The sequence below is a fragment of the Thermomonas fusca genome, assembly GCF_005862345.1.
Classification (GTDB): domain Bacteria; phylum Pseudomonadota; class Gammaproteobacteria; order Xanthomonadales; family Xanthomonadaceae; genus Thermomonas; species Thermomonas fusca.
The window spans coordinates 256,521-279,478 of the sequence record NZ_SROY01000003.1 but is presented as its reverse complement, the minus strand read 5'-3'; the positions used below and the strand labels follow the sequence as shown (position 1 = coordinate 279,478).

At 69.7% G+C, this 22,958-nt stretch carries 24 protein-coding genes; 14 read left to right on the top strand and 10 right to left on the bottom strand.

Annotation, left to right across the window (positions count from 1 at the left end):
• Together E5S66_RS09225 and E5S66_RS09220 are read left to right on the top strand one after the other, a co-directional pair.
• Complete coding sequence (locus tag E5S66_RS09225) at positions 1-414, top strand: MerC domain-containing protein (RefSeq protein ID WP_028839606.1); 414 nt, start codon at positions 1-3, stop codon at positions 412-414.
• 110 nt (positions 415-524) lie between these two features.
• Positions 525-695: a 30S ribosomal protein THX gene (locus tag E5S66_RS09220; protein ID WP_083961121.1), complete on the top strand. Its 171-nt coding sequence runs from the start codon at positions 525-527 to the stop codon at positions 693-695.
• 96 nt (positions 696-791) lie between these two features.
• Here E5S66_RS09220 and E5S66_RS09215 read toward each other — a convergent pair whose 3' ends face one another.
• Together E5S66_RS09215 and hutI are read right to left on the bottom strand one after the other, a co-directional pair.
• Positions 792-1,991 carry a dipeptidase gene (locus E5S66_RS09215; RefSeq protein ID WP_138348944.1) on the bottom strand — a complete coding sequence of 400 codons (1,200 nt, stop codon included), beginning with the start codon at positions 1,989-1,991 and terminating at the stop codon, positions 792-794.
• A 13-nt stretch (positions 1,992-2,004) separates the two neighbouring features.
• Positions 2,005-3,222, bottom strand: a complete 1,218-nt coding sequence (gene hutI / locus E5S66_RS09210) for an imidazolonepropionase (RefSeq protein WP_028839608.1) — start codon at positions 3,220-3,222, stop codon at positions 2,005-2,007.
• A 163-nt stretch (positions 3,223-3,385) separates the two neighbouring features.
• Here hutI and hutG point away from each other — a divergent pair, with 163 nt between their 5' ends.
• Positions 3,386-4,336: a formimidoylglutamase gene (gene hutG, locus E5S66_RS09205; RefSeq protein ID WP_138348943.1), complete on the top strand. Its 951-nt coding sequence runs from the start codon at positions 3,386-3,388 to the stop codon at positions 4,334-4,336.
• A 39-nt stretch (positions 4,337-4,375) separates the two neighbouring features.
• Here the strand turns inward: hutG and E5S66_RS13770 are convergent, their stop codons facing one another.
• The 3 genes from E5S66_RS13770 to E5S66_RS09195 are packed head-to-tail and all read right to left on the bottom strand — an operon-like array spanning position 4,376 to position 6,774.
• Positions 4,376-4,900 (bottom strand): methylated-DNA--[protein]-cysteine S-methyltransferase, encoded by a 525-nt coding sequence (locus E5S66_RS13770; RefSeq protein ID WP_281278271.1) that lies wholly within the window; start codon positions 4,898-4,900, stop codon positions 4,376-4,378.
• A complete protein-coding gene (locus E5S66_RS13765) occupies positions 4,897-6,150 on the bottom strand; it encodes an alkaline phosphatase family protein (protein ID WP_246037191.1) in 1,254 nt (417 codons plus the stop codon). The genes E5S66_RS13770 and E5S66_RS13765 overlap by 4 nt, the downstream gene beginning before the upstream one ends.
• A 42-nt stretch (positions 6,151-6,192) precedes the next feature.
• Positions 6,193-6,774, bottom strand: a complete 582-nt coding sequence (locus tag E5S66_RS09195; protein WP_138348942.1) for a TetR/AcrR family transcriptional regulator — start codon at positions 6,772-6,774, stop codon at positions 6,193-6,195.
• Positions 6,775-6,909: 135 nt separating this feature from the next.
• Between E5S66_RS09195 and hutU the strand changes: the two genes are divergently transcribed.
• The 4 genes from hutU to E5S66_RS09175 all read left to right on the top strand — a co-directional run bounded on the left by hutU (position 6,910) and on the right by E5S66_RS09175 (position 10,498).
• Positions 6,910-8,580, top strand: coding sequence for a urocanate hydratase (gene hutU / locus E5S66_RS09190; RefSeq protein WP_138348941.1), 1,671 nt, complete (start codon positions 6,910-6,912; stop codon positions 8,578-8,580).
• Positions 8,581-8,655: 75 nt separating this feature from the next.
• Complete coding sequence (locus tag E5S66_RS09185) at positions 8,656-8,874, top strand: hypothetical protein (RefSeq protein WP_028839614.1); 219 nt, start codon at positions 8,656-8,658, stop codon at positions 8,872-8,874.
• A gap of 4 nt (positions 8,875-8,878) precedes the next feature.
• Positions 8,879-9,760, top strand: a complete 882-nt coding sequence (locus E5S66_RS09180; RefSeq protein ID WP_138348940.1) for an ATP-grasp domain-containing protein — start codon at positions 8,879-8,881, stop codon at positions 9,758-9,760.
• 84 nt (positions 9,761-9,844) lie between these two features.
• Complete coding sequence (locus E5S66_RS09175; RefSeq protein WP_138348939.1) at positions 9,845-10,498, top strand: DsbA family oxidoreductase; 654 nt, start codon at positions 9,845-9,847, stop codon at positions 10,496-10,498.
• 61 nt (positions 10,499-10,559) lie between these two features.
• On the opposite strand, the gene E5S66_RS09170 is transcribed toward E5S66_RS09175, so the two are convergent.
• Positions 10,560-11,858, bottom strand: a complete 1,299-nt coding sequence (locus E5S66_RS09170) for a hypothetical protein (protein ID WP_212745340.1) — start codon at positions 11,856-11,858, stop codon at positions 10,560-10,562.
• Between the two features lie 170 nt (positions 11,859-12,028).
• Here E5S66_RS09170 and E5S66_RS09165 point away from each other — a divergent pair, with 170 nt between their 5' ends.
• From E5S66_RS09165 to arsJ, 5 genes are read left to right on the top strand one after another with little or no spacing between them, the layout of a single operon-like run.
• Positions 12,029-12,391: an ArsR/SmtB family transcription factor gene (locus tag E5S66_RS09165; protein ID WP_138348938.1), complete on the top strand. Its 363-nt coding sequence runs from the start codon at positions 12,029-12,031 to the stop codon at positions 12,389-12,391.
• The gene (locus E5S66_RS09160; protein ID WP_138348937.1) at positions 12,391-13,392 is read left to right on the top strand and encodes a permease; all 1,002 of its coding nucleotides are present in this window, start codon (positions 12,391-12,393) and stop codon (positions 13,390-13,392) included. Before E5S66_RS09165 ends, E5S66_RS09160 begins: the two co-directional genes overlap by 1 nt.
• Positions 13,393-13,406: 14 nt before the next feature.
• Positions 13,407-13,667 carry a thioredoxin family protein gene (locus E5S66_RS09155; RefSeq protein WP_038053598.1) on the top strand — a complete coding sequence of 87 codons (261 nt, stop codon included), beginning with the start codon at positions 13,407-13,409 and terminating at the stop codon, positions 13,665-13,667.
• A 10-nt stretch (positions 13,668-13,677) separates the two neighbouring features.
• A complete protein-coding gene (locus E5S66_RS09150) occupies positions 13,678-14,682 on the top strand; it encodes an ArsJ-associated glyceraldehyde-3-phosphate dehydrogenase (protein ID WP_138348936.1) in 1,005 nt (334 codons plus the stop codon).
• A 4-nt stretch (positions 14,683-14,686) separates the two neighbouring features.
• Positions 14,687-15,916: an organoarsenical effux MFS transporter ArsJ gene (arsJ, locus tag E5S66_RS09145; RefSeq protein ID WP_138348935.1), complete on the top strand. Its 1,230-nt coding sequence runs from the start codon at positions 14,687-14,689 to the stop codon at positions 15,914-15,916.
• A 26-nt stretch (positions 15,917-15,942) separates the two neighbouring features.
• Here arsJ and dbpA read toward each other — a convergent pair whose 3' ends face one another.
• Positions 15,943-17,325 (bottom strand): ATP-dependent RNA helicase DbpA, encoded by a 1,383-nt coding sequence (gene dbpA / locus E5S66_RS09140; protein WP_138348934.1) that lies wholly within the window; start codon positions 17,323-17,325, stop codon positions 15,943-15,945.
• 120 nt (positions 17,326-17,445) lie between these two features.
• On the opposite strand from dbpA, the gene E5S66_RS09135 reads away from it, so the two are divergent.
• Entirely contained in the window at positions 17,446-18,543 is a 1,098-nt protein-coding gene (locus E5S66_RS09135) for a DUF1615 domain-containing protein (protein ID WP_425472197.1), read from the top strand.
• Positions 18,544-18,615: 72 nt separating this feature from the next.
• On the opposite strand, the gene E5S66_RS09130 is transcribed toward E5S66_RS09135, so the two are convergent.
• Positions 18,616-19,362 carry a hypothetical protein gene (locus E5S66_RS09130; protein ID WP_138348932.1) on the bottom strand — a complete coding sequence of 249 codons (747 nt, stop codon included), beginning with the start codon at positions 19,360-19,362 and terminating at the stop codon, positions 18,616-18,618.
• Positions 19,363-19,502: 140 nt separating this feature from the next.
• Between E5S66_RS09130 and E5S66_RS09125 the strand changes: the two genes are divergently transcribed.
• Positions 19,503-20,621: a hypothetical protein gene (locus tag E5S66_RS09125; RefSeq protein ID WP_138348931.1), complete on the top strand. Its 1,119-nt coding sequence runs from the start codon at positions 19,503-19,505 to the stop codon at positions 20,619-20,621.
• A 48-nt stretch (positions 20,622-20,669) separates the two neighbouring features.
• On the opposite strand, the gene E5S66_RS09120 is transcribed toward E5S66_RS09125, so the two are convergent.
• Together E5S66_RS09120 and E5S66_RS09115 are read right to left on the bottom strand one after the other, a co-directional pair.
• On the bottom strand, positions 20,670-22,400 hold the full coding sequence (locus E5S66_RS09120; RefSeq protein ID WP_138348930.1) for a DUF2207 domain-containing protein: 1,731 nt from the start codon (positions 22,398-22,400) through the stop codon (positions 20,670-20,672).
• Positions 22,397-22,948, bottom strand: a complete 552-nt coding sequence (locus E5S66_RS09115) for a LemA family protein (RefSeq protein WP_138348929.1) — start codon at positions 22,946-22,948, stop codon at positions 22,397-22,399. The genes E5S66_RS09120 and E5S66_RS09115 overlap by 4 nt, the downstream gene beginning before the upstream one ends.
• Positions 22,949-22,958: the final 10 nt, after the last annotated feature.

Here is a 22,958-nt window from a genome sequence, read left to right as displayed (position 1 = left end):
ATGAATTCACGCCTGCACCTGCTGCTGGACCGTCTCGGCGCCACCGGTTCGCTGCTTTGCGCCATCCACTGCGCGCTGATCCCGCTGGCGGTCGCGCTGCTGCCGTCGCTGGGCGTGGCGCTGTGGCTGGACGATGGCTTCGAGACGGCGTTCGTGACCTTTGCCAGCCTGTTCGGCCTGTCGGTGCTGGTCTGGAGCTACCGCCGCCACCGCACGATGCGCGCGCTGGGGCTGCTGCTGCCCGGGCTGGGTGCGCTGTGGCTGGCGGTGCTGTACCCGCCGCTGCACCACTCGGTGGTGCTGCATGCCGTGGTGATGACCTTCGGCGGCACCCTGGTGGGGCTGGCGCATCTGGCCAACCTGCGGCTGAACCACGGTCACGTCCACGACGCCACCTGCGCGCATTCGCACTGAACGAGCCCGCGCCTTCCGGCCCACCGCGTGCCGCCCGGGCGCCGTGCTAGAATCCCCGGTTCTCGCGCGCGGCGCGATCCACCGACACGTATCGATCCAGGAGCAACACGATGGGCAAGGGCGACCGCAAGACCGCCAAGGGCAAGCGTTACAACGCCAGCTACGGCAATGCGCGACTGAAGACCGTGACCAAGGCCGCCGGCACCGCCGCTGCGCCGGTCGCGAAGAAGGTCGCCAGCAAGAGCGTGGCGAAGAAGGCGGTCAAGAAGACCGCTGCCTGATCCCGGCGCTGCCGTGACGATGAAGACCCCGCCTCGGCGGGGTCTTCGCGTTTCAGGGCCATGCGCCCGGATGGCCGGGCGCGCAGGATCGCGAGCTTACTTGCCGGCGCCGGCCTCGATCGCCGCCCAGGCGCGCAGCAGGTTGCCGCCGAGGATCTTGCGGATGTCGGCATCGGAATGGCCGCGCGATTGCAGGCCGGCCACCAGATTGGGGAAGTCGGCCACGGTCTTGAGTTCATTGGCCAGCTCGCCGCCCACGCCGTCGAAATCCGAACCGATGCCGACGTGGTCGACGCCGAGCAGCTTCACCCCGTAGTCGATCTGGTCCAGCACCTGCGCCAGCGTGCTGCTGCGCACCGGATGCGCCTGCTCCCACGCCTTTTCGAACGCCGCACGGTCTTCCTGCGGTTTGCCCTGCGCCTTCAGCTCCAGATTGCGCTGGTCGAACGCCACCCGCGCGCGGAACTGCGCCTGCAGGTCGGCGGCGCTGTCGGGGTTGATGAAGGCGGTGCCGAACGGTACCTGCACCACGCCGCCGCGCGCTGCCACCGCCTTGGCGATCTCGTCGCTGATGTTGCGCTCGAAGCCGGGTGTGAAATGGCGGAAGGCCGAATGGCTGGCGATCACCGGCACCTTGCTGAGGCGGATCGCCTCCAGCGCCGAGGCATCGCCCAGGTGCGAGACGTCCACCATGATGCCGAGCCGGTTCATCTCCGCCACCACCTCGCGGCCGAACGGACTCAGCCCGTTCCACTTCTTCTCGGCGGCGTAGGAGGAATCGGCCAACCGGTTGGCGGCGCTGTGGGCGAGGGTGATGTAGCGCACGCCGCGGTCGAAGAAGAACCGCACGTTCTCCAGCTTGTCCTGCAGCGGCGCGCCGTTCTCCATGCCCAGTGGCAGCAGCACGCGGCCGCCTTCGAGCAGGCGCGTGGCATCGCCCGGCGAGGTGAGGATGGCGAACTTGCCGGGATGCCGCTGCACCAGCGCCTCGACGCCGTCGATCATCGCGTTGGCGGCCTGCCAGGCGCTGCCGTCGGCGTCCTGCCGCGGGGAGGTGTAGATCGACATGAACGCCACGTCCAGCCCGCCGGCGCGCGCCCTCGGGTAATCGAACTCGCGGTCCTTGTGCGCGCCGGCAAGGTCGGCCCACTTGTCGGTCAGCACGCCGGGTGCGTCGATATGGGTGTCGACGATGATCGCGTCCTGCGCCAGCTTGCGCGCGGCGTCGGTGGCCTGGGCGTGGGCGACGATGGGGGCGGACAGCAAGCAGGCAGCGGCAAGCAGGGTGAGGCGCATCGGGATCTCCGGATCAGGAAAGCGGTTGGCCGGCCACGTAGATGCGCGTGGCCAGTTGACCGCCAAGCCAATAGCACAGTTCGGCGGGGTGGGCGACTTCCCAGGCCACCAGATCGGCGCGCAGCCCCTTCCGCAGGATGCCGCGGTCCGCCAGGCCCAGTGCGCGCGCGGCGTTGACGGTGGCGCCGCGCAGCGCTTCTTCCGGGGTCAGCCGGAAATGCGTGCAGGCCAGCTGCATCGCCTGCCGCAGCGACAGCAGCGGCGACGTGCCCGGGTTGCAGTCGGTGGCCACCGCCATCGCCACGCCGTGTTCGCGCAGCAGCGCGATCGGCGGCAGCTTCGTCTCCCGCAGCACGTGGAAGGCGCCGGGCAGCAGCACCGCCACCGTGCCGCGCTTCGCCATCGCGCGCACGCCGTCTTCGCCGGTGTATTCGACATGGTCGGCGGACAGGCCGCCGAATTCCGCCGTCAGCGCGGCGCCGCCGAGGTCGCTGAGCTGGTCGGCGTGCAGCTTCACCGGGATGCCGAGCGTGCGCGCGGCTTCGAACAACCGGCGGGTCTGCGCCGGCGAGAAGCCGATGCTTTCGCAGAACGCGTCCACCGCGTCCACCAGCCCTTCCGCATGCAGCTGTGGCAGCCAATCGATCAGCGCATCGACGTAGCCGTCGGCGTCATCGCGGTATTCCGGCGGCAGCGCGTGCGCGGCCAGATAGGTGGTGCGCACGCCGATGCCCAGCAGCTGGCCGATGCGCCGGGCGACGCGCAGCATCTTGCGCTCGTTGTCGAGATCCAGCCCGTAGCCGGACTTGATCTCCAGCGTGGCCACGCCGTCGCCCAGCAGCGCACGCGCGCGCGGCAGCGACTGCCGCAGCAGCTCGTCCTCGTCGGCCTGCCGCACGGCCGCCACGCTGGAGCGGATGCCGCCGCCGGCACGCGCGATCTGCTCGTAGCTGGCACCGTTGAGGCGCATGTCGAACTCGTTGGCGCGGTTGCCGGCGAACACCAGGTGGGTGTGGCAGTCGACCAGCGCCGGGGTGAGCAGGCGACCACCGAGGTCTTCGCTGCGGCCGATGCTGGTGCGCTTCGGCAAGGCATCCATCGGTCCCAGCCAGGCGATGCGGCCATCCGCGATCGCCAGCGCGGCGTTTTCCACCAGCCCGAACGGCGCCTCGCCGTCCAGCGTGGCCAGGGTGGCGTGGGTAAGCAGCAGATCCCAGCGGTGGGCCGGCATGGCGACGACTCCCTGATGCGCGTGCGGTTCGGGATTATCGCAAACGCGGTTGCCTGATCGGTGCGGTGGCGGAAGCCGGCATCGGGCCGCGGCGTTTCCTAGAATGGCGCATCGAAGCCAAGGAGTTCGCCATGCATCCCTTCACCGCCCGCGAGCCGTCGGCATGAGCGCCATCGAAGGCTGGAGCGGCCGCATCGACCTGCCCGAGGATGCATCGACCCGTCGCTGGCATCAGTGGGTGCGGGCGCCGCAGCCGGGCAGTGAGCCGGGCGTGGCGGTGCTGGGCTTCGCCTGCGACGAAGGCGTGCGCCGCAACCACGGCCGCGTGGGCGCGGCGGAAGGACCGGCGGCGCTGCGCAGGATGCTGTCCAACCTGCCGGTACTGGACGACGCCCCGCTGTACGACGCCGGCACCGTCGCCTGCGCCGATGGCGATCTGGAAGGCGCGCAGACGCGCTACGCCGATGCGATGGCGGCGCTGCTGGACGCCGGTCACCTGGCGGTGGGGCTGGGCGGCGGCCACGAGATCGCCTTCGCCAGCTACCTGGGCCTGGCGCGGCATCTGCGCGCGCGCCGGCCGCGGCTGGCCATCGTCAACATCGACGCCCATTTCGACCTGCGCCGGCAGGACCAGGGCAGCTCCGGCACGCCGTTCCTGCAGGCCATCGAAGATGCGCGCGAACGCGGCCTGCCGCTGGACTATCTGGCCTACGGCATCAGCGCCGCCGCCAACACCCGCGTGCTGTTCGATACCGCCAACGCACTGGGCGTGCATTACGTGCGCGACGACGAACTCGGCCTGCTCGAGTTGCCGCAGCGATTGGCCGAACTGAAGGAGAAGCTGGCCGACGTCGATGCGATCTACCTGACCATCGACATCGACGGCCTGCCGCACGCGATGGCCCCCGGGGTCAGCGCGCCGGCCGCGCGCGGGGTGCCGATGGAGGTGGTGGAGCCGCTGCTCGACGCCGTCGCCGCCACCGGCAAGTTGATGCTGATGGACGTTGCGGAACTGTCGCCGCCGCTGGATCGCGACAACGTCACCGCGCGCGTCGCCGCGCGCCTGATCCACCGGGTGGCGCATGCGGCGATGAAGGCCGCGCGCGCGCCATAGGCCGTGCTTGCGGCACGGAGCGCAGCCGCGCGGCCGACGCTAGAGCAGGCCGCCGGTGGGCGGCACGTGGCCGAACAGGTCGGCAGCCGGCGGCAGTGCGCCTTCCAGCCGCAGCAGCGCTTCCTTCACCGGCAGGCCGCCACCGAAGCCGGTCAGCGCGCCGTCGGCGCCGATCACCCGGTGGCAGGGCAGCACGATCGGCAGGGGATTGCGGCCGTTGGCCGCGCCCACCGCGCGGGTGCCGTTGGGGTTGTCCAACCGCTGCGCCAGCTGCGCATAGCTGATGGTGTCGCCGAACGGGATCCGCGCCAGCTCCCACCACACCCGCAGCTGGAACCCGGTGCCCTGCGGCGCCAGCGGCAGCTCGAAGCGCTGGCGCTTGCCGGCGAAATATTCGCCAAGCTGCGCCTCGGCGGCCTGCAGCACCTCGTTGTCGCCGCCGTGCCAGTCGGCGCGGTTGGCGGGATGGCGGTTGTGGCGGAACTCGATGTGGCGCAGCCCGCTGGCATCCGCCGCCAGCATCAGCGGCCCCACCGGGCTGTCGATCCGGCGGCACAGGATCACCGCGCAGGCTCCAGCGCCGGCAGCAGCGGGGAAATGTCGCCGTCGTTGTCCTCCGGCGGCAGCGCCAGCAGGCGCATCAGGAGCGGATAGACATCGACGTTGTCGAACACCGGCAGGCGGGTGCCGGGGCGGAATGCGGGCCCGGCGGCGATGAAGGTCGCGCGCATCGACGGCAGCGACGGATCGTAGCCATGCGAGCCGCGCGCGTGTTCCTGCTGCTGGCGCGTGGCGTGTGCCTTCGCGAACAGGGCATCCCAACCGGGCGCCATCTGGCAGATGATGGCGGGGATGCGCGGATGGCTGCCGTAATGCCAATCCGGGGGCAACTCGCCCTTGCGCCAGCACTGGTACTGCGCATGCTGGCCCAGCAGCAGGCGCTCGACGTCGGCGGTCTTGCCGGCGCGCGGCGTGAAGCCGATCACCTGGCCCACGCTGACCGCCTGCGCGAGTTCGCGCGGGGCCATGTCGTCGACCGCAATGCTGTGGCCCGGCGGGACGGTTTCGAAGCCATGGTCGGAGACGATGACCAGGTTGGTGGTGTCGAGCTGCCGTGCATCGCGCAGGCCGTCCAGCAACTGTCCCAGCGCCGCATCCACGTCGGCACGCGCGGCGCGGGCCTGGTCGGAACCGGGGCCGTGATCGTGGCTGACGTGGTCGACGACGTCGAAGTACAGGGTGATGAAGCGCGGCCGCTCGGTGGCGGGCAGACGCAGCCATTCCAGCACCTGGGCCACGCGGTCGGCATCGCTGATCGCGCCGTCGTAGGCGCGCCAGCGCCACGGCCGTACGCCATCGATCTCCGCCTCGCTACCGGGCCAGAACATGGTGGCGGCGCGGAGGCCGGCGCGCTGCACGCTGGCCCACACCGGCGCGCCCCCCTGCCACCAGCCGCTGTTGCCCACCGCATCTCGATTGCTCAGCCGGAATTCCCCCAGGTGGGCGTCCTCCATGCTGTTGTGGATGATGCCGTGGTGATCCGGCCGTCGCCCGGTGACCAGGGTGTAGTGGTTGGGGAAGGTGAGACTGGGATAGGACGGCCGCATGCCTTCCGCACGCACGTTGGCATTGCCCAGGGCGTCGAGCACCGGCATCTGCGCTGGCGTGATATCGGCAGGGCGCAGGCCGTCCACGGACACCAGCAGCAGGGTGGCCGGCTGCGCTGCGGCCGGGGTCGTGGAAAGGGGGCGGCTTGCGCAGGCGGAGACCAGCAGCGCGCAGGCCAGCAGCCCGGTACGGAAGAGGATTCGCATCCTCGGGATGATAGCGAAGGCGGAAGACGGTTGATCGCGCGATCAGGGGCGCAAGCCGTCCAGGAGGTGATGCAGGGAGGTGGTGAAAAAGGCGCGGAAGCCGGCCTCGTCGAAGCTGAAGCGGCCGGCGCGCTGGAGTGCGATCAGGCCGTGCGCATGCGCCCATACCGTCATGGTCAGCGCCCAGGCATCGCCCCCGCGCAGCTGGCCCCGCGCCTGCGCCTCCACCACCGCTTCGTGCATCACATTGGCGGTGGGCGATTGTCCTGCGATGAAATCCGCGGGGAAGCGCCGCGCGTTGCGGCGGCGCGCGAGGAAAGCGTGGTCGAACAGGTGCGGGTAGGCCAGCGCGTAGTCGAGGTAGATCTGCTGGGTCGCCAGCAGCCGCGCGAGCGGGTCCTTGCCTTGGCGGTGCGCGTCCCAGTGGCGGGCGATCTCGTCGAAGCTGTCATCGCTGATCTTTCCCAGCAGCGCCTCGCGGCTGCGGAAATGCCGGTAAATCGCGGTCGGGGTGATGCCCACCGCGTCTGCCACCTTGCGCATGCTCACGCTGTCTGCGCCTTCGCGCTCGAACAGCGCGCGCGCGGCGTTGAGGATGCGGGTGGCGGTATCGGGGTGGGTCATGTTTACAGCGTAAACAAAGCGGCGGAAATCGCGCAACTCCGGACCGGAATCCGCCGAATCCGCGGCCTGCGTGCTGGCGACGCGCGAGGATGCGGCGCAGACTTTTCACCATTCCAGTTCGCCGTTGGAGCGCCCATGACCACCAGCAACCGCTTTGATCCATCCCGTTCGATCCGCGCGCCGCGTGGCAACCAGCTGCACTGCAGGAGCTGGCTGACCGAGGCGCCGTTCCGGATGCTGCAGAACAACCTGGATGCGGAAGTGGCGGAAGATCCGGCCTCGCTGGTGGTGTACGGCGGCATCGGCCGCGCCGCGCGCGACTGGGACTGCTACGACAGGATCATCGAAACGCTGAAGACCCTCGGCGACGACGAAACCCTGCTTGTGCAGTCCGGCAAGCCGGTCGGCGTGTTCCCCACCCATGCCGATGCGCCGCGCGTGCTGATCGCCAATTCCAACCTGGTGCCGCACTGGGCCAACTGGGAGCACTTCAACGAGCTCGATAAGAAGGGCCTGATGATGTACGGGCAGATGACCGCCGGCAGCTGGATCTACATCGGCAGCCAGGGCATCGTGCAGGGCACCTACGAAACCTTCGTGGAAATGGGCCGCCAGCACTACGGCGGATCGCTGAAAGGCAAATGGCTGCTGACCGCCGGGCTTGGCGGCATGGGCGGCGCGCAGCCCTTGGCGGCATCGCTGGCCGGCATGAGCAGCCTCAACATCGAATGCCGCCAGAGCAGCATCGATTTCCGCTTGAAGACGCGCTATGTCGACGAGCAGGCCAGCGACATCGACGACGCGCTGGCCCGCATCGCCGGATACACGGCGGCCGGCGAGGCCAAGTCCATCGCCCTGCTGGGCAACGCCGCGGAAATCCTGCCGGAGCTGGTGAAGCGCGGCGTGCGCCCCGACTGCGTGACCGACCAGACCAGCGCGCACGACCCGGTGCACGGCTACCTGCCGATCGGCTGGACGCTGGACGAGTGGCTGGCCGAACAGAAGGCGAACCCGGAGAGGGTGCGCGACGCAGCCAAGCAGTCGATGCGCGTGCACGTGGAGGCGATGCTGGCCTTCCATGCCGCCGGCATCCCGACCGTGGACTACGGCAACAACATCCGCCAGATGGCGTTCGACGTCGGCTGCGAAAACGCGTTCGCCTTCCCCGGCTTCGTGCCGGCCTACGTGCGCCCGTTGTTCTGCCGCGGCGTCGGCCCGTTCCGCTGGGTGGCGCTCAGTGGCGATCCGGAAGACATCTACAGGACCGATGCCAAGGTCAAGGAGCTGATCCCGGACGACGCCCACCTGCACAACTGGCTGGACATGGCGCGCGAGCGCATCAGCTTCCAGGGCCTGCCGGCGCGCATCTGCTGGGTGGGCCTGGGCCTGCGCCACAAGCTGGGCCTGGCGTTCAACGAAATGGTGCGCAACGGCGAATTGAAGGCGCCCGTCGTCATCGGCCGCGACCATCTGGATTCCGGCAGCGTGGCCTCGCCCAATCGCGAAACGGAATCCATGCGCGATGGTTCCGACGCCGTCTCCGACTGGCCGCTGCTCAACGCCATGCTCAACGTCGCTGGCGGCGCGACCTGGGTGAGCCTGCACCACGGCGGCGGCGTCGGCATGGGTTACTCGCAGCATTCCGGCGTGGTCATCGTCTGCGACGGCAGCGAGGCCGCCGACAAGCGCATCGCCCGCGTGCTCTGGAACGACCCCGGCACCGGCGTGATGCGCCATGCCGATGCCGGCTACGAGATCGCCAGGGACTGTGCGCGTGAGCAGGGCCTGAAGCTGCCGATGCTGTGAATCCCGCCACGGCGAACGTGGGCCACCATCGAGTTGGGCGCACAATGCGTGGTTTCCAGACCCATCGGATGTGCCATGGACGTTGAAGAACTGATCAAGGCTGCCCTGCGCGAGGCCGGCTACGGCGCCGACGCCATCGGTTCGGCCCTGCCGCGCATCATGCGCATCCTGCAGGCGGAGGATGTCCGCCTGGAAGTCGGACGTCCGCTTTCGCGCAAGGAGCGCGAGTACGTACGCGTGCAACTGGAGATCGGCCTGAGCGTGTCGGAAGTGCTGGCAGGTTTGAAGGCTTGAAGGCATGACCCGCGTCGCCATCCTGACGCCGGATCCGGCGGAAGCCGCGTATCCCGAGTTGTGGCCGAAAGTGCTGGCACGCCTGCGGCGCGCGCTGGACACGGCAGGTATCGACGCCACGCCGACGCCGTGGACGGCGCACGTGGACGATGCGTCGGGTCTGCGCGGCTACGCCTGCGTGCTGCCGCTGCTGGCCTGGGGCTACCACCACGACGCCGCCCGCTGGCAGCGCGCCTGCGCCACCTGGCAGCGCGAAGGCCTGCCGCTGGCGAACCCGGCCAAGGTGCTGGCGTGGAACACCGACAAGCGCTACCTGCGCGAGCTGGCCGAGCGTGGCGTCGCGATTGCGCCCACAACCTTCGTGGATGCGCTGTCGCAGGCAGCGGTGGAGTGCGCGTTCGCCGACACCGGCGCGGATGAGCTGATCGCCAAGCCGGCGATTTCCGGCGGCGCGTGGAAAACCCGGCGCCTGCGGCGTGGCGATGTCGTCGATGCGGCGGAGCCCATGCCGATGTTGCTGCAGCCTTACCTGTCGACCATCGAAACGCTGGGCGAAACCTCGCTGCTGTATTTCGGCGGCCATCTCAGCCACGCGGTGAACAAGCGGCCGGTGGCGGGCGAGTTCCGCATCCAGGAAGAATTCGGCGGCCAATACACGCTGGTGCCGACGCCGCCGGCCGCGGCGTTGGCGCTTGCGCGGCAGGTGCTGGAGGCCATCGGCGAGCCGCTGCTGTACGCGCGCATCGACGTGCTGCCGGATGCCGACGGCCGCTGGCTGCTGATGGAGGCCGAGCTGATCGAGCCGGATTTCTACCTCGGCGTGGATCCGGTGCAGGGCGCGGGTTTCGCGCAGGCGCTGCGGGAGTGGATGCACGCCGGCAATTGAGCCGCGACAGTGCGTTGCAGCGCAGGCGGTGAAGCCGCGGCGACGGCGTGGCACTCTGCGCTTCTTTCGTCCAAGGATTCCGCAATGAGCAAGCTGCGCATCGATTTCGTGTCCGACGTGGTCTGCCCGTGGTGCGCGGTCGGCCTGGCCTCGCTGGAGCAGGCGCTGCGCCAGCTGCAGGGCGAGGTGGAGGCGGAACTCCATTTCCAGCCGTTCGAACTGGACCCGAACATGCCGGCCGGCGGCATGGACGTGGCCGACAACCTCAAGCGCAAGTACGGGATGAGCGACGCGCAGCTGGCCGAGAACCAGGCGCGAATCCGCGACCGCGGCGCCGAGCTGGGCTTCAGCTTCGACTTCAACGCCCGCAGCCGCACCTGGAACACGTTCGATGCGCACCGCCTGCTGCACTGGGCGGCGGCGGAAGCCCAGGAGCGTCAGCTGCCGCTGAAGCGGGCGCTGCTGGTGGCCAACTTCAGCGAAGGCCGCGATATCAGCGACCACGCGGTGCTCGCGGACGTGGCCGCTGGTGTCGGCCTCGATGCGGAGCGGGCAGGCGCGGTGCTGGCAGGTGGCGAGTTCGCCGACGCCGTGCGCGATGCGGAGAAGTTCTTCCAGGGCCTGGGCATCAGCAGCGTGCCGGCGGTGATCGTGGAGCGGAAGCACCTGATTTCCGGCGGCCAGCCACCGGAGGTGTTCGAGCGCGCGCTGCGCGAGATTGCGGTCGGGGCGGGCTGAAGCTTCGGTCCGGACGGCGCTGGCGATCCCCGCTCGCGCGCCCGCGCGACAGGGTGATGCTTCAGTCCACGCCAGGAAGCGTGCAGCCGATGCCCTCGCAGGCACCCGGCATCGCGGCTCCAAGCGCATCCAGGCAGGCGTCAGGCGTTTCGTAGACCGGGGCGAAGCCGCCGCCGGGGGTGCGGAAATTGGTGGTCTGGCCCTGGTACAGCCGCGCCGCGGTCCACTGCACCTGCCCCCGGTAGACATATTCGCGCAGGTCGAACTTGAGCGCCGGCGCGGCATCGTGGTCCGGCAGCATGCGTTCGCCGGGGGCGACCAGCGCCTGCGCGATGTAGCCGCCCGCGGCGATCTCCTGCCACACGCGCTGGGTGAGCTTATCGCCGCGATAGGCGGCCCGGCTGCCGAACCCCGCGAACGGCTTGAAGAACAGCCGCTTGCGCTCGCCCCACAGGCGCTCGGCGTTCTCGATGGTCACGATCTCGGTGCGCGGGATGTGTTCAAGCAGCAGCGCCAGCGTGTCCTCGGGCACCCCGAGGCGGCGCAGTCCGTCGGGATCGGAAAGCAGGGCGAGGTTGCGCTTGTCCGCGTACAGCGCGTGCGCGCGGGGGTGGGGCGTCACCACCGCGGCGTCGGACAGGTAGGCCTCGCGCAGCGCCGCGCTGGCATCGGTCTCGAAGTAGAAATCGGTGAGCCGGTTGTAGACCAGGTCGATCGCTTCGGTGCCGCAATACAGCACGCCATCCCGCAGCTGCAGCGCCTCCGGCGCGGCGACGGTTGCGCGCAGCCCGTTGGCCTCGAACAGCTGCTTGAACAGCAGGAACTCCGGGTACAGGTACTGCGCTTCGGGGTTGTCGTCGACGATGGCGATGCTGCGCAGCGGGCGGGTTTTCCCGCTCAGCGACCATTCGTTGCGGAACATCGCCACGATGCCCGACTCGAATGCCTCCACCGTGGCGGCGGCCGGCAGCAGGTCCTGCACCGCGGCGCAGCAGGCCCGCTGCGCGCGGGCAAGCAGGGCGTTGAGCATCGCGCCGCCGGCGTTGGTGTTGATTTCGATAAGGCCCAGGCCGGTGTTGCTCACATGGAAGTCGTAACCGAAGAACACGCCGCTTGCGCCCGGCTGGTAGCGCGCGATGGCAGGCGCGCGCGCCAGGACTTCATCCTGATAGGCAGGCAGCGCCACCACCGATTCGATCGCGCCGACCAGCGCCGTCATCCTTGCGCTTTGACGCGCCGAAACGAACACCGGATGCGCGGCAAACGCGTACGGACAGCGCTCCTGCAGCAGCGCCAGGAATCCGGGCCGCGGGCTGGCCGCTTCGATCGCAGCGCGCAGGGCGTCGTCGTCCAGGCCCACGCAAAAACACTCCGCGTTCAGGCGCTCGCTGGCTTCAGAAGGCGACGCTGCGGCGCACGCCCGGCGTCCGCCCGGAGTCGGCGCGGCCATGGCCGGCGGTGCAACATCGGGCAGTCGCATTTCTGTCATGGCGGGTTGCTACGATTCGGTGATTCCAATATTCTAGAAACATGGAAATAAAAGATGCAACCCTCGCCTTGTCGGCGCTGGGGCAGGCCACCCGCCTTTCGGTATTCCGTCTGCTGGTCGAGGCGGGCCCGGAGGGCCGCATGGCGGGCGATATCGCCGAGGCACTGTCGTTGCCCGGGGCCACCCTGTCGTTCCACCTGAAGGAGCTGAGCGCCGCCGGGTTGATCCGCGGCGAGCAGTTGGGCCGGTGCATCCGATACAGCGCCGACTTCCGGCGGATGGCCGATCTCATCGCTTTCCTCACCCGCAACTGCTGTGGCGGTGACAGTGCGCAGTGCGCACCGGTTGCGGGCCGGAAAGCAGAGGCAACAGCGCCGCCTGCAAGAGCCCGGAGCATCCGCTGATGGAAATCCTGCGCTGGTTGAATGAACAACTGCTGCGGATGCAGTGGCTGTCCGACCTGGTGGCATGGCTGCTGGGAAAGGCGGGGATGGACACCTCCAGCCGGCTGGGTGGATCGGTGCACTTCTTCATTTACGACACGATCAAGATCTTCCTGCTGCTGGCGGTCCTGATCTTCGTGGTGTCCTGGATCCAGAGTCACTTCCCGCCGGAACGCACGCGCCGGATCCTGGGCGGCATGCGCGGGGTGAAGGCGAATACGGTAGGCGCGCTGCTGGGCACGGTGACGCCGTTCTGTTCGTGCTCGTCGATCCCGCTGTTCATCGGCTTCACCAGCGCCGGGCTGCCGCTGGGGGTGACGTTCTCGTTCCTGATCTCCTCGCCTCTGGTGGATCTGGCTTCGATGATCCTGCTGGCCAGCATCTTCAACTGGACGGTGGCGATCGCTTACGTCGTCGTTGGCATTGTCCTGGCGGTGGCGGGGGGCACCCTGATCGGTGCGTTGCGGATGGAGGGACAGATAGAGTCTTTCGTGACCCGCGCGCCGGCGGTGGGCGTGGAGCCGCAAGCAATGAGCAGGCGTGAGCGTGCAGCCTATGCGCGGGACCAGGTCTTCGAGATCGTGCGCCGGGTATGGCTGTACGTCCTGATCGGCGTAGGCATCGGCGCCGCAATCCACAATTGGATCCCGCAAGACGTGATCACCACGCTGCTGGGCCAGGACAAGTGGTGGGCGGTGCCGGTGGCGGTGCTGGCCGGCGTGCCGGTGTATGCGGACATCTTCGGCACCCTGCCGATCGCCGAGGCGCTGGTCGCCAAGGGCGTCGGGCTGGGCACCGTGCTTGCTTTCATGATGGCGGTCACCGCGCTGTCGCTGCCGTCGCTGATCATGCTCAAGCGGGTGGTCAAGGCACGCCTGCTGGCGACCTTCTTCGCCATCGTCGTTGCCGGCATCGTGGTGATCGGCCTGCTGTTCAACGCCACCGCATCTTTTTTCACCTGACCGAGGACGGCGCCATGCGCATCAAGATTCTGGGATCCGGCTGCTCCAAGTGCATCATGCTGGCCGACAACACGCGGCGTGCCCTCGACAACATGGGCCGCGATGCGGAGATCGTGAAAGTCACCGATTTCGCCGAAATCGCGATGCTCGGGGTGATGTCCACCCCCGGCCTCGCAATCGATGATGTCGTCGTCTCGACCGGGCGGGTGCTGGCGCCGAAGTCGATCGAAGACCTGATCCTGGCCCATGACGATGGATCGCATGGCAATGGATGAGAACAGGAGCATGGCTGTTCGCGTCGGCATCAACGGCTTCGGCCGCATGGGGCGCCTCACCCTGCGTGCGGCCTGGGGCAATCCCGAGCTGCAGTTCGTCCGCATCAGTGATCCGGCCGGCGATGCGGCGACGCTGGCGCACCTGCTGAATTTCGATTCCGTGCACGGGCGCTGGGCGCGCGAGGCGACCGCCGATGGCGATGCATTGCTCATCGATGGCATCCGCATTCCGGTCAGCCGCAACAAGGAGCTGGCCGCCACCGACTGGTCCGGCTGCGACGTGGTGATCGAGGCGTCCGGCAAGTTCCGCAAGCCCGATGTGCTGCAGCCGTACCTGGACCAGGGCGTGAAGCGCGTGGTGGTGACCGCGCCGGTCAAGTCGCCCGGTGCGCTGGACGTGGTCATGGGCGTGAACCACGAACGCTTCGACCCCGCGCAGCACCGCATCGTGTCCGCGGCCTCGTGCACGACCAACTGTCTGGCGCCGGTGGTCAAGGTGATCCACGAAGGCCTGGGCATCCGCCACGGCAGCCTGACCACGATCCACAGCCTGACCAACACCCAGGTCATCGTCGATGCCCCGCACAAGGACCTGCGCCGCGCGCGCTCGTGCGGCAGCAGCCTGATCCCGACCTCGACCGGTTCCGCCACCGCCATCGCCGAGATCTTCCCGGAGCTCAAGGGGCGCTTGAATGGCCACGCGGTGCGCGTGCCGCTGACCAACGCCTCGCTGACCGACTGCGTGTTCGAAGTGGAGCGCGCGACCACGGTGGAGGAAGTCAACCAGCTGTTGCGCGATGCCGCCGAAGGCGCGCTCAAGGGCGTGCTGGGCTATGAAACCCGCCCGCTGGTGTCGATCGATTTCCAGACCGACCCGCGCTCCAGCATCATCGATGCGCTCTCCACGATGGTCATCAACAGCACTCAGGTGAAGCTCTATGCGTGGTACGACAACGAATGGGGCTACGTGAACCGCACCGCCGAGCTGGTGCGGCTGGTTGGAAAGGCGGGCTGAGCCGATGCTTGCGCGGCTGTCGTCGGACGTCCGCCAGTACCTGCTGGTCACCGGCAACTACTGGGCATTCACCCTGACCGACGGCGCGCTGCGCATGCTGGTGGTGCTGCATTTCCACCAGCTGGGCTATTCGCCGCTGCAGGTGGCGATGCTGTTCCTGTTCTACGAGATCTTCGGCGTCATCACCAACCTTGTCGGTGGCTGGCTGGGCGCGCAGCTGGGCCTCAACCGCACGATGAACATCGGGCTGGCGATGCAGGTCATCGCCTTGTCGATGCTGCTGGTGCCATCGACGCTGCTGACGGTGCCGTGGGTGATGGCGGCGCAGGCGCTGTCGGGCATCGCCAAGGACCTCAACAAGATGAGCGCCAAGGGCAGCATCAAGCTGCTGGTGCCGGGCGAGGCGCAGGGCACGCTGTATCGCTGGGTGGCCGCGCTCACCGGCTCCAAGAACGCGCTGAAGGGGATCGGGTTCTTCCTCGGCGGCGCGCTGTTGACCACGGTCGGATTCCGGGCGGCCGTTGCCGCGATGGCCATCGGGTTGGCGCTGGTGTGGTTGTCGAGCCTGGCCCTGCTCAAGCGCGACCTGGGCAAGGCGAAGCACAAACCCAAGTTCCGCGACCTGCTGTCCAAGAGCCGCGCGATCAACCTGCTGTCGGCGGCGCGGATGTTCCTGTTCGGCGCCCGCGACGTGTGGTTCGTGGTCGCCCTGCCGGTGTTCCTGGCGCAATCGCTGGGCTGGGATTTCTGGCAGGTGGGCGGGTTCCTGGCCGCGTGGGTGATCGGCTACGGGCTGGTGCAGTCGCTGGCGCCGTATGTCACCGGCCGACGCGGCGGCGAAGTCCCCGACGGCCGCGCGGCGTTCGGCTGGGCAACGCTGCTGGCGATCATCCCGGCGGTGATGGCGGCGCTGCTGGCACGGGAGTACGCGGCGCAGGCCGTGCTCATCATCGGCCTGATGGTGTTCGGCGTGCTGTTCGCGATCAATTCGTCGCTGCACAGCTACCTGATCGTCAGCTATGCCAGCGAGGACGGCGTGTCGCTGGACGTGGGCTTCTACTACATGGCCAATGCGCTGGGCCGCCTGCTTGGCACGGTGCTGTCCGGCTGGGTGTTCCAGCTGGCGGGGCTGGGCGCATGCCTGGCGATATCGGCGCTGTTCATCGCGGTGGCGGCAGCGATTTCACTGGCGCTGCCGCGGCATGCCGCGCCGGAGCCGAGCGTGCCGGCATAACCGGTACGCGCGCCGTGCCGCCTGGCCTACAGCCGGTGGATGCGGAAGCGCCGGCCCTTGATCTTTCCCGCACGCAGGCGCTCCAGCGCGCGGTCGGCCTGGCCGCGGGCGATGGCCACGTAGCTGCGGGTGGCGTACACGTCGATCTTGCCGATCGCTTCCTTCGGCAGCCCGGCATCGCCGGTCAGCGCGCCGACGATGTCGCCGGGGCGCAGCTTGTCGGTGCGGCCGGCGTCGATGCGCAGCGTTGCCATGGTCGCCTGCGGCACGCCGCGCGGCTTGCCCTCCAGCGGGGCGATGGATTCGAAGCGGATCGGGTTGCCCTGGCGTTCCTCGATCAGCGCGGCGCGGTTGCGTTCGCCCGACGCGACCAGGCTCAACGCCAGCCCGTCGCGGCCGGCGCGGCCGGTGCGGCCGATGCGGTGCAGGTAGGTGTCCGCATCCGTGGGCAGTTCGTAATTCACCACCGCGCCGATGTCGTCGATGTCCAGCCCACGCGCGGCCACGTCGCTGGCCACCAGCACGTTGCAGCTGCGATTGGAAAAGCGCACCAGCACTTCCTCGCGGTCGCGTTGCTCCATGTCGCCGTGCAGCGCCAGTGCGGTGAAGCCGTAGTGCGCCAGCGAGCCCACCACTTCCTCTGTGTCTTTGCGCATGTTGCAGAACACCACGGTGGATTCCGGGTTGAACTGCAGCAGCAGCGCGGCCAGCTGCGGCGCGCGGCGGGCCGGTTCGGCCTCGAAGAAATGCGCCTCGATGGTCGCAGGCTGGGCGCCTCCGTCGACGCTGACCTGCAGCGGGTCGCGCAGCATGGCCGTTGCCAGCGCGCGGATGGCGTCGGGGAAGGTGGCCGAGAACAGCAGCGCCTGGCGGTCCTTCGGGGTGCGCTTGACCAGCGCGCGGATCGGCTCGTCGAAGCCCATGTCCAGCATGCGGTCGGCCTCGTCCAGCACCAGCATGCGCACGCCGCGCAGGTCCAGCGCGCCCTGCTGCACCAGTTCCAGCACCCGTCCGGGCGTGCCCACCACCACGTGCGGGGCATGCGTCAGCGAGGCCAGCTGCGGGCCCAGCGGAATGCCGCCGCACAGCACCGACAGCTTGAGGTTGGCGATGCCGGTGGCCAGCTTGCGCAGCTGCTTGCCCACCTGGTCGGCCAGTTCGCGGGTGGGGCAGAGCACCAGCGCCTGCGTGCGCACGGCGCTGGCGTCGATGGCCTGCAGCAGGCCCAGCCCGAACGCGGCGGTCTTGCCGCTGCCGGTGGGCGCCTGCGCGATCAGGTCGCGGCCTTCCAGGATGGCGGGCAGCGCCTGCGCCTGGACGGGCGTGAGGATGCTGTAGTCGAGCGCGTCCAGACCGGCGCGCAGCGAGGGCGCAAGGGCGAGGTCGGCGAAAGTGATGGGCGTGGTCATCGCCCATTATCGCTGGTGCAGGCCGCTGGCCCGCATTCGCTGGCTGGCCCGGCTGCCGGGCCAGCGGATGCCGTTCAGCCCGGTTTGCTAGCCTGCGCCGGACTTCCCCGGCCGCGCCGCATGACGCTGATGCTTCGATCTTCCGGATGGCTTGCCGCCACCGCGCTGTGCATGGCCATCGCCGGCCTTTCCGCATGCCGGTCGCAGCGCAGCCCCGAACAGGTGCACGCCGAGCTGCTGCGCAAGCTGCCTGCCACCCTGCACGACCGCGAAGGCTGGGCGCGCGACATCCAGACCGCGTTTTCGACCCAGCGGATCGAACCGTCCTCGTCGAACCTGTGCGCGGTGCTGGCGGTGGTGGAACAGGAGTCGGGCTATCGCGCCGATCCGCCGGTGCCGGGGCTGGGCGGCATCGCGATCGCGGAGATCCGGCGGCGGGCGGCGGAAAAGCATGTGCCGGGCTTCGTGGTGGATGCGGCGCTGGCCCTGCGCGGGCCGGATGGCCGCAGCTACGCGCAGCAGCTGCAGGCGCTGCGCAGCGAACGCGAGATGAGCGAGCTGTACGAAGCGATGATCGCGCGCCTGCCGCTGGGCAGCGGCCGCCTGCTGGCCGGGCTGAACCCGGTGCGCACCGGCGGGCCGATGCAGGTGCGGGTGGATTTTGCCGAACGCCACGCACGTGGCTATCCGTACACCCCCGACGGTTCGATCCGGCGCGAGGTGTTCGACCGCCGCGGCGGCTTGTATTTCGGCATCAAGCATCTGTTGGGCTATCCGGCCGATTACCCGCGGCCGCTGTATCGCTTCGCCGATTTCAACGCCGGCTGGTACGCCAGCCGCAACGCCGCTTTCCAGCAGGCGGCGGCGATCGCCAGCGGGGTCAGGCTGGTGGGCGATGGCGACCTGCTGGTGCCGGGTGCGCCGATGGACAGGCCGGGTGCGACCGAGGCGGCTTTGCGCAGCATCGACGCACGGCTGGCGATGGACGCCGCCGGCATCCGCGCAGACCTCGCCAAGGGCCGCACCGCCGGGTTCACCGACACGGCGCTGTATCGCAGCGTGTTCGCGATCGCCGACCACGCCGGCGCAGGCCGGCCGGTGCCGCGCGCGCGGGTGCCGGACATCGCGCTGCGGAGCCCCAAGATCACCCGTGCGCTGACCACCGCCTGGTTTGCCGGGCGGGTGGACGCGCGCTGGAAGGCCTGCATGGCGCGTTGACCGGCAGCGGCTCTGTCCGGGGCGTGCGGCGTTGGCGTCCGGGCAGTCACCGGACATCGCCGCGCCGGTTGCTCAGCGGGATTGCTGGCGCCGCGCGTGCGCCATCGAGCGGTACAGGTGGCGCAGGACCAGCAGGGCGAGCAGCAGCATCAGCGCGCTGAACGCGCGTTCCGGCGGTATCCCGAGGCCGAGCTTGCGCAGCAGCGGCGCCAGCAGCGCGGCGCCGAGCTGTTCGATCTGCCGGTAGGCCGGCAGCACGTATTGCTGGGTGAGCTTGCCGGCATCGTCGACCTGCGGCACCGCGCCGGACGGCGCAACCAGGATCCAGATGCCCCAGGCGGCGAGCACGCTCACGAACACCGCCAGCAGCACGCTGCCGATGCGCGAACGGCGCGGCGGCGGAGTGTCGGCCGCGGATCGCGCCGGCAAGGCGTGCGAGGACGGCGGGGCGCCCTGCATCCGCCCGAGCGCGGCCAGCAGTTCCTCGTTGGCGCGTTGCCGCTCGGCGCGCTCGCTCTCGACCAGCTTGGCCAGCGCCGCACCGTCGCGGTCGCTGCCGCGGCGGCGCTCCGCCGGAGCCGCCTGGGTCGGCGCGCTGCGGGCAGCGTGGCTCTCGAACATCCACAGCCCGACCAGCGCCAGCGGGAAGCCCAGCATGATCGCCACCACCACCAGCCGGATCGTCCAGCCCGGGATGTCGAAGACCGGGAACACGGTGCTGGCCACCTGCACGATCACCCAGCCGGCGACCACGTACATCACCCCGCCGCGATAGATCTGGCGGCGCTTGAGTTCATTGAGGAAGGTCGAGGCGCTCATGCCGCGGCTCCGGGGGGTCCCCCGTGGCCAACGGCAAGCGCGGGCCGGGGCGGACAGTGGCGCCGATTCATCGCCGGTTCGGCGGCAGCGCGGCCATCAGCACTAGACTGGACGGCCCCGACCACCACGCGATGCGTTCGATGAGCCTCCGCTGGATCCCGTTCGCGGCCTGCCTGCTGTTGGCCGCCTGCAGTGGCGCCCCCGATGTCCAGACCAGCGCCAGCACCGATGCGCTGGAGGCGCCGGCGCCGGCCGTGCAGCGCAAGCCGCAGGCGGAGATCGACTGGTCGCCGGAGCGGCTGGAAGCAGGCGATGCGTGGGTGGACTGCGGCGCCGACTATCGCCAGGGCGACGGCCGGCCGGTGCTGTCGCTGGCCTATGTCGACCTGCGTGCGGCCATGCAGGACTGCCGCGCCACCGGCCTGATGCGATTGCGCTACAAGGGCCGGGTGACCGCCAGTTTCGCCGCGCTGGCCGAGCGCGCCGGCAAGGTGGCGGGCGATCTGGGCATCGGCAAGCGCATCCTCGATATCGATTCCGGCGGCGGCAGCGTGGAGTCGGCCATGCGCGCCGGCGACGCCATCGGCGAGAACGACTGGGCCATCTGGGTGCGCGGCGATTCGGTCTGCCACAGTGCCTGCGTGCTCCTGCTGGCGGCCGGCGACATGCGCGTGATCGTCGGGTCGGTGGGCATCCACCGGATGATCCGGTTGCGTTCCACCGCCACCTCGCGCAAGGAGCTGGGCGAAGAGCTGCGCAGGATCAGCGACGACCTGCGCAACTACCTGGAGCGCAACGGCGCTTCCGCCGAGGTCTACGACCTGATGACCACGGTGCCCAACCGCACCCTGCGCATCCTCACCGACCAGGAGCTGGAGGATTTCGGCCTGGCCGGCTCCAACGCGGTGGAGGACGACCTCGACCGCATCCGCCTGGCGCGCCGCTGCGGCACCGAGTTCCTGCGCCGCCGCGACAGCTTCCGCCGCGCCTACGAGGCGCAGTGCGTGCAGCCGGCCGATGCGGCCCACCAGGACGTGGCCGACATCAACGCCTGTGGCCTGACCCTGCGCACGCGCTACGGTTTCCCCGACCCGCAGTGCCCGATCGAAAGCCCGATGGCGGAACTGGACGGCGCGGTGCTGGCGATGCCTGCGGAACCGGCGCCCGCGGATGTCGCGGCGGGCGGCGACACCGGCACCGCTGCGCCCGACGCCGCCGAACACGCCGCCGGCGACGACACCAGCGTGGCCCATCCGTAAATCCCGCTGCGGCCGCGACCGATCGCCGCGCGGCCGGTTTGCCGGGCGTCAGCGTCCGCCGCCGCCGCCGCCACCGCCGCCGCCGCCGGAGAAACCACCACCACCACTACCGGACGAGCTGCCGGGCGGCGACGACGCGGAGGCGATCTGCGAACCGAGGCTGCTGCCAAGGCTGCTGGTGAGCTGGTTCAAGCTGGTCAGGTTGCCACCCCGGTACCAGCCGATGTTGGCGGTCGCCGCTTCCGCGGCCGCAGCGCCCACTGCGACGGTGAATTTCTCCGTCCATGCGGCTTCCACGTCCAGCGCCAGCGCGTAGGGCAGCAGGAACTGGTAACGCTGCGCGTCCAGCGGAGGCGGCGCGTCCGGGCCCGGCAGCCGCGCCAGTTCGTCGCGTTCGGCCACGCCGAGATACAGCTTCAATCCTTCGATTTCGTCCAGCAGCTTGCGCCCTTCCGCGGTCGGCGCCGGCACCAGGAAAGCGAAGGTGATCACCGCCGCCAGCATCAGCGCGCCGATGATCGCGATCAACAGGATGCCGGCGCCGCCCGACAGCACTGCGGCCAGCGCCAGTCCGGCCGCGCCGATCGCGAAGGCGATGCCCATGCTGCCGTAATTGCGCTGGAACATGCGCCCGGCATAGGCCTTTTCCATGGCCTTGCTCTGCGCGGCGATGGCCGCCTGCAGCAGGGCGTGGTTGCTGTTCTTGAGTTCCAGCGTGTCGCCGTCGCGGAACAGCCCGGCCAGCAGCGCCCGCGGCGATTCCGCCAGCGCCGCCACGTCGCCGCCGGGCAGACGATGCAGGGTCCAGTCGTCCTTCAACAGCCCTTTCTCGCGCTCGATGCGCAGGTGGCCGGCCACCGCCAGCGCCAGCAGGTCGGCGGTGATGCAACGGGTGTCGCTGTTCATCCGGCGGATGAAGCGCAGCGCCGCAGGCGAATAGCCGGCCGGCGGCTGGTAGCGGGCAATCACGATCCCCGGCGCGGGGTCGCGCCCGACCTGCCGCCAGCGGCGCAGCATGTAGGCCAGCATGGCCAGCAGCGCGGCCAGCGCCACCAGCACGCCGCGGTTGTCCTTGAGCAGCCACCACGTCCTCTGCCCCGCGGTGGGCGCAACTACCACGCCCTTGGGAAAGGACAGCGCGATGGTCAGGCCTTCCTGCGGTGCCAGCGGCCCGGTGAGCTTCCAATGCGCTTCGCCGGCTGCCGTCGCACTGCCGATGCAGGCCTGACCTTGCGCGCCCTGCGCGCCGGTGTAGCACTCGGCCCGCAGCTCGCCGCTGGCGACGGTGCGCGGCAGGCGCACGTCCACGCTGCCGGCCTCGATGGGGAAGGCCCAGCCGGTGCCGATCGCGTTCCAGTACAGCTCGTCGTGGTCGGCGAAGAAGCCCAGCTGGCGGCTGGTCCGGTAGCGCAGGGTGTAGGTGTATTCCGCCGGCACCGGCAGGAAGTCGTCGTTGCCGGTATTCAGGCGCACGCCGTTGGATTGCCTTTCGGTGAACCACGGCTCCGGCCGGCCGTCGCGCAGCACGTCCTTTACCGTGAAGTCGACGACCACGCGGTTGCCGTGGCGGTCGCGATAGCGGGTGGGGAAGTCGCGGTAGATGCCGCGGCGGATCGCCTCGCCCTCGGCGCGCACGCGGATGCGTTCCTCCACGTCCATGCTGCCGTCGGCGTTCACCGCCACCGTGCTGTCGTAGGACAGGATGCGTTCCTGTGCCCGCGCCTGCAGCGGCAGCGCCGACAGCAGGGCGAACGTGGCCAGCAGCAGCGCGCGGATCACGACGCCAGCTCCAGCTTCGGCGCGGCGCGGCTGTCGCTTTCGGCCTGGAAGAATTCCGCCGCGGCGAAACCGAAGCCACGCGCCAGCAGCAGCGCGGGGAAGCGCTGGGTGGCGTCGTTGTAGTCGCGCACCGCGCCGTTGTAGAAGCGGCGCGCGTACTGCAGGTGTTCCTCGACCTCCACCAGCGCGGACGAGAGCTGGGCGAAGTTCTGGTTCGCCTTCAGGTCGGGATAGGCCTCGCGCAGCGCGATCAGCCGGCCCAGCGCCTGTTCCAGCGCCGCTTCGGCCTGGCCTTGCCGGGCCGCGCCGTGCGCCGCCTGCGCCTGCGCGCGGAGTTCGGTGACCGCCTCCAGCGTGGCGCGCTCGTGCGCGGCATAGGCCTGCGCCACGGTCACCAGCTGCGGCACGAGATCGTGTCGGCGCTGCAGCTGCACGTCGATATCGGCCCAGGCGGTGCGGTGCTGGTTGCGCAGCCGCACCAGCCGGTTGTAGGCCAGCATCGCCCAGACCGCGAGCGCCGCGAGGATCACCAGTGCCAACAGGGTCATAGCCAGTCGT

What these genes read in the sequence shown, in the direction of transcription:
- E5S66_RS09155 (WP_038053598.1), top strand. Translation starts at nt 13,407, where the DNA reads ATGCGCATCAAGATTCTGGGATCCGGCTGCTCCAAGTGCATCATGCTG.
- arsJ (WP_138348935.1), top strand. Translation starts at nt 14,687, where the DNA reads ATGCTTGCGCGGCTGTCGTCGGACGTCCGCCAGTACCTGCTGGTCACC.
- E5S66_RS13765 (WP_246037191.1), bottom strand. Translation starts at nt 6,150, where the DNA reads ATGCGAATCCTCTTCCGTACCGGGCTGCTGGCCTGCGCGCTGCTGGTC.
- E5S66_RS09125 (WP_138348931.1), top strand. Translation starts at nt 19,503, where the DNA reads ATGAGCCTCCGCTGGATCCCGTTCGCGGCCTGCCTGCTGTTGGCCGCC.
- hutU (WP_138348941.1), top strand. Translation starts at nt 6,910, where the DNA reads ATGACCACCAGCAACCGCTTTGATCCATCCCGTTCGATCCGCGCGCCG.
- E5S66_RS09160 (WP_138348937.1), top strand. Translation starts at nt 12,391, where the DNA reads ATGGAAATCCTGCGCTGGTTGAATGAACAACTGCTGCGGATGCAGTGG.
- E5S66_RS09185 (WP_028839614.1), top strand. Translation starts at nt 8,656, where the DNA reads ATGGACGTTGAAGAACTGATCAAGGCTGCCCTGCGCGAGGCCGGCTAC.
- E5S66_RS09150 (WP_138348936.1), top strand. Translation starts at nt 13,678, where the DNA reads ATGGCTGTTCGCGTCGGCATCAACGGCTTCGGCCGCATGGGGCGCCTC.
- E5S66_RS09175 (WP_138348939.1), top strand. Translation starts at nt 9,845, where the DNA reads ATGAGCAAGCTGCGCATCGATTTCGTGTCCGACGTGGTCTGCCCGTGG.
- E5S66_RS09115 (WP_138348929.1), bottom strand. Translation starts at nt 22,948, where the DNA reads ATGACCCTGTTGGCACTGGTGATCCTCGCGGCGCTCGCGGTCTGGGCG.
- E5S66_RS09130 (WP_138348932.1), bottom strand. Translation starts at nt 19,362, where the DNA reads ATGAGCGCCTCGACCTTCCTCAATGAACTCAAGCGCCGCCAGATCTAT.
- E5S66_RS09135 (WP_425472197.1), top strand. Translation starts at nt 17,446, where the DNA reads ATGACGCTGATGCTTCGATCTTCCGGATGGCTTGCCGCCACCGCGCTG.
- hutG (WP_138348943.1), top strand. Translation starts at nt 3,386, where the DNA reads ATGAGCGCCATCGAAGGCTGGAGCGGCCGCATCGACCTGCCCGAGGAT.
- dbpA (WP_138348934.1), bottom strand. Translation starts at nt 17,325, where the DNA reads ATGACCACGCCCATCACTTTCGCCGACCTCGCCCTTGCGCCCTCGCTG.
- E5S66_RS09180 (WP_138348940.1), top strand. Translation starts at nt 8,879, where the DNA reads ATGACCCGCGTCGCCATCCTGACGCCGGATCCGGCGGAAGCCGCGTAT.
- E5S66_RS09165 (WP_138348938.1), top strand. Translation starts at nt 12,029, where the DNA reads ATGGAAATAAAAGATGCAACCCTCGCCTTGTCGGCGCTGGGGCAGGCC.
- E5S66_RS09225 (WP_028839606.1), top strand. Translation starts at nt 1, where the DNA reads ATGAATTCACGCCTGCACCTGCTGCTGGACCGTCTCGGCGCCACCGGT.
- E5S66_RS09220 (WP_083961121.1), top strand. Translation starts at nt 525, where the DNA reads ATGGGCAAGGGCGACCGCAAGACCGCCAAGGGCAAGCGTTACAACGCC.
- hutI (WP_028839608.1), bottom strand. Translation starts at nt 3,222, where the DNA reads ATGCCGGCCCACCGCTGGGATCTGCTGCTTACCCACGCCACCCTGGCC.
- E5S66_RS09195 (WP_138348942.1), bottom strand. Translation starts at nt 6,774, where the DNA reads ATGACCCACCCCGATACCGCCACCCGCATCCTCAACGCCGCGCGCGCG.
- E5S66_RS09215 (WP_138348944.1), bottom strand. Translation starts at nt 1,991, where the DNA reads ATGCGCCTCACCCTGCTTGCCGCTGCCTGCTTGCTGTCCGCCCCCATC.